The organism is Shewanella sp. GutDb-MelDb (genome assembly GCF_002836075.1).
In the GTDB taxonomy this organism is placed as follows: domain Bacteria; phylum Pseudomonadota; class Gammaproteobacteria; order Enterobacterales; family Shewanellaceae; genus Shewanella.
In genome coordinates this window covers 1-3,663 of sequence record NZ_PJBM01000031.1, presented here as the reverse complement: position 1 = coordinate 3,663, position 3,663 = coordinate 1, and the positions used below count along the sequence as shown (strand labels likewise).

Below are 3,663 nucleotides of genomic sequence, written 5' to 3'. Positions count from 1 at the left end.
GCATAGTGCGGGCTTTTTAAACAATTATGTTCAATGCAGGATCAGATTAATAATAATCTCTGATAAGCACTTCTGCAATTTGTACGCTGTTTAAGGCAGCGCCTTTACGAATATTATCAGAGACAACCCAAAGGTTTATGCCATTGTCGTGAGAAATATCTTTTCTGACTCGACCAACATAAACAGGATCTGAGCCCGCACCATCGGTGACTGCAGTCGGATAATCTTCATCAGACTCAAACAGTTCAACGCCAGGAGCACCGCGCAACACTTCTTTAACCTCTTCAGCATCGACAGGTTGTAGTGTTTCAAGATGGATAGCTTCTGAGTGACCGTAAAATACTGGTACACGCACTGCTGTTGGGTTCACTACGATATTTTCATCACCGAAGATCTTTTGCGTTTCCCACACCATTTTCATCTCTTCTTTGGTGTAGCCATTGTCCATAAACTTATCAATTTGCGGCAATACGTTAAACGCAATTTGTTTTGAATAGGTTTTCGGTTCAACAGGCAGACCTTGCAGTAACTTAGAACACTGCGTCGCTAGCTCTTCTACTGACTTCTTACCTGAACCTGATACAGACTGATATGTCGCGACATTAATACGCGAGATCCCGAAAGCATCATGGATCGGTTTAAGTGCAACCAACATTTGAATCGTTGAACAGTTAGGATTCGCAATAATATTGCGATTTCTAAAGTCGGCAATCGCTTCTGGGTTAACTTCAGGGATAACAAGTGGCACATCAATGTCATATCTAAAGTGCGATGTGTTATCGATAACAACACAGCCTTGCTCTGCAGCAATTGGCGCCCACTTTTCAGACACATCACCACCCGCGGAGAAGAAACCGATCTGAGCTTTCGACCAATCAAAGGTATCCACGTCCAAAATTTCGACCTGTTTACCATGGAAGCTGACCGTATTACCGGCGCTGCGACTGCTGGCTAGAGGGTACAACTTTGCAACCGGAAAATTACGCTCTTCGAGGATCTCAATGATAACTTGACCCACTGCGCCCGATGCACCTAATACGACAACATTATATTCCTGCGACATAATTACAGCCCGACTCCTGAAAACCCTAAATTGGATAACCAATTTACATTAGTTTGTCCCATATTGCTTACCTTTAATGCGCTAAATTCACGTCTATGCTTGTGATTTTTTCTCATATGATCAAACGCCAGGTTATTAAGAAAGTTTTTTCTGAATAACTCATCATCATCGCGCAAATCATATACAAATCTCGCCAGCTGTAATAACGCTCTTTCGGTAGCGATTTCAGTCACTGTCACTTGTTCACTCCACAATGCAGGTAACAAGGCGTCCATCTTATTTTCACCCTTAATGTTTAGTACCTTAGCCACCTGCTGATACAGCATGTAAGTCCCACGCGCTTTACCCTCTAATGAGTAACCGGCAATGTGCGGGGTGCAAAATTCGATATAAGGCACCAGCTCGGGCATTGGATGAGGTTCACCTTCCCACACATCAAGTACAACTTTTATGTCATCTCGTTGCTGTTTAAACTTAAGTAACGCACGATTATCAATCACCTCACCGCGACAGCAGTTAAGCAGCCAAGTGTTTTCACGCAAACGATTTAAACGAGCCTCATCGAATAGATACCATGTTTTATGTTCACCCGTTTTAGTAATCGGCGTATGCAAACTAATCACATCGCATTTATCAATGAGGAAGTTTAAAGAAACAAAACTGCGAGGGTCGCCTTTTGCTTCGAGTACAGGATCACAAAGCAATACTTCAATCCCATAAGCTTCTAGACACTTGGCAACGGCAGTACCGGTATTCCCTGCGCCAACAATCCCTACCACTTTACCTTTTAAAGGACTTTTAAAGCGCTGGGCAAGTTCTAACATGGCTATAAAAGCAAACTCACCAACGGCAGTCGCATTGCAGCCAGGCGCATTGGAGAATGGAATATTACGGCTGGCAAGGTAGTCTAAATCAATATGGTCAGTGCCAATTGTTGCGCTACCGACAAACTTAAGTTGGTTATTCCCTGCGAGTAATGCTTGATTCACCTGAGTAACCGAACGCACCAACAATATATCCACGTTATTAACTTGCTCTGCAGTTAACTCTCGGCCATTAACGGTTTCTATGGTGCCTAAATGGCCAAATAGCTGTTGAACATAAGGCATGTTTTCATCGGCAAGGATCTTCATAATGGTTCCTAAAACGTGTGCTGAATCCGTAAGGAGTGCATTCTAGCAAGATGGTTGCAACTTGAATATCGAGCCGAAGGTATTTTCAGACATGTTTTACCAAAACCCTTAATTGACTGGTTTAGCTTATTCCCGATAGCCTTTCTCAGCTCAGTTACGTTACGCTCAGAAGGTTGACACAGAAAATCATAAGCATTACCAACACCCGAGAAAGTGACAACAAACACAGAAGGTTTGGTTTAGCCACGTTAAAAGGTTATTAATATCGTCATTATTCAAGCTAAATATTAGGAGAGCTGCCGAACGGCTAAAAGGAGTCAACAGCACTGATAAAAATGCTATTTTTCTGAGTCACACAGTAACGGCTCAACATCTGTAGTAATACAGTTACGCTGTCTATCTCTTTAACCTCGCTAAAGGGTAAAAATAGCAAAGCCGAAGGGGTAGCTCCGAACTTTCTATCTTAACGTTATACCGAAATAGAGAAGATGGCGAAATGAAATAGGTCATATCAGCATATGGCAATCTACAGTTTACTCATTGTTTACTCGCTATTTTTCTCTTTCTATTAGTGATATTTGTTTATCTATTTGGTCTGCTTCATAACTCAGTTGAGAATAACTTTTTATGTCTCCATTTCTTTGAGCATGCATAGCTTGTTCAAGTTTTATAGAGAGAAGTTTATTCAATTTTTTTGTTGGATTTGATTTAAATATAGAAAACATTTACGAGTCTCAATCAGGTCTGTTAGTTCCCTATACGGCTAAATACCACTATTCGATTACTTTTCTTGCGAATTAACTCCCAACGAGCCGATTACGCTAGGAAATAAGGCGCGACTTGTTCCGAGTTTCGCTTGTTGACTAATCAACTGATTGGTTGGTTGACTGATTGATTGATTGGTTGATTGGTTGATTGGTTGATTGGTTCAATATACCTTAGCCACCTCAGATATCGCTTGCACAGTCTGAAGCTTTGGTGAAACATTCGCTATATGAGATCAAATTTGGATAGCACGGTAAAATATGCTGTGAACCTGTATTTCTTGGGATTTAACTTGTTATACATTCTTACACCTTAATTACAAACCCCCTTACAAGTGGCAACATAAGATTAAAAAGTTAGATTTGATACTTGCCATATTCCTTTACAACATTTAAACCTACAAAAACATCCTCCGCCGACTTATCTTGCTAACATAACTCAAAAAACAGACAACTATCCTGACAGGGTGGCGCTCATATAAGCTATAATATCCCCCGTAAAATCAACAACTCAATAGTTAAAATTCGTTGGTTAGCTTGATGACCATACTAATTAGTATCATAGAAGATTGATACATCCATGTTTCCACAGCTCCATGTTTCCACGGCTCCATGTTTCCACGGCTCCATGTTTCCACGGCTCCATGTTTCCACATCTCCATGTTTCCACATCTCCATGTTTCCACATCTCCATGTTTCCACA

General features: G+C 41.1%; 4 protein-coding genes. All 4 read right to left on the bottom strand.

Features of this window, described 5'->3' with window-relative positions:
• Positions 1-46: 46 nt before the first annotated feature.
• The gene (locus CXF82_RS00805) at positions 47-1,063 is read right to left on the bottom strand and encodes an aspartate-semialdehyde dehydrogenase (protein WP_101091497.1); all 1,017 of its coding nucleotides are present in this window, start codon (positions 1,061-1,063) and stop codon (positions 47-49) included.
• A 2-nt stretch (positions 1,064-1,065) separates the two neighbouring features.
• Positions 1,066-2,196 (bottom strand): 4-phosphoerythronate dehydrogenase, encoded by a 1,131-nt coding sequence (locus CXF82_RS00800; protein WP_102043505.1) that lies wholly within the window; start codon positions 2,194-2,196, stop codon positions 1,066-1,068.
• Positions 2,197-2,747: 551 nt separating this feature from the next.
• Positions 2,748-2,921, bottom strand: a complete 174-nt coding sequence (locus CXF82_RS22160; RefSeq protein ID WP_145991624.1) for a DUF6435 family protein — start codon at positions 2,919-2,921, stop codon at positions 2,748-2,750.
• A 557-nt stretch (positions 2,922-3,478) separates the two neighbouring features.
• Positions 3,479-3,663, bottom strand: a 185-nt coding sequence (locus CXF82_RS22435) for a hypothetical protein (protein ID WP_219621760.1), incomplete at its 5' end; no start/stop codon positions are given.

Bases quoted from the DNA above. Each gene is read 5' to 3' on its own strand.
- CXF82_RS00805 (WP_101091497.1), bottom strand. From the start codon at position 1,063: ATGTCGCAGGAATATAATGTTGTCGTATTAGGTGCATCGGGCGCAGTG.
- CXF82_RS00800 (WP_102043505.1), bottom strand. From the start codon at position 2,196: ATGAAGATCCTTGCCGATGAAAACATGCCTTATGTTCAACAGCTATTT.
- CXF82_RS22160 (WP_145991624.1), bottom strand. From the start codon at position 2,921: ATGTTTTCTATATTTAAATCAAATCCAACAAAAAAATTGAATAAACTT.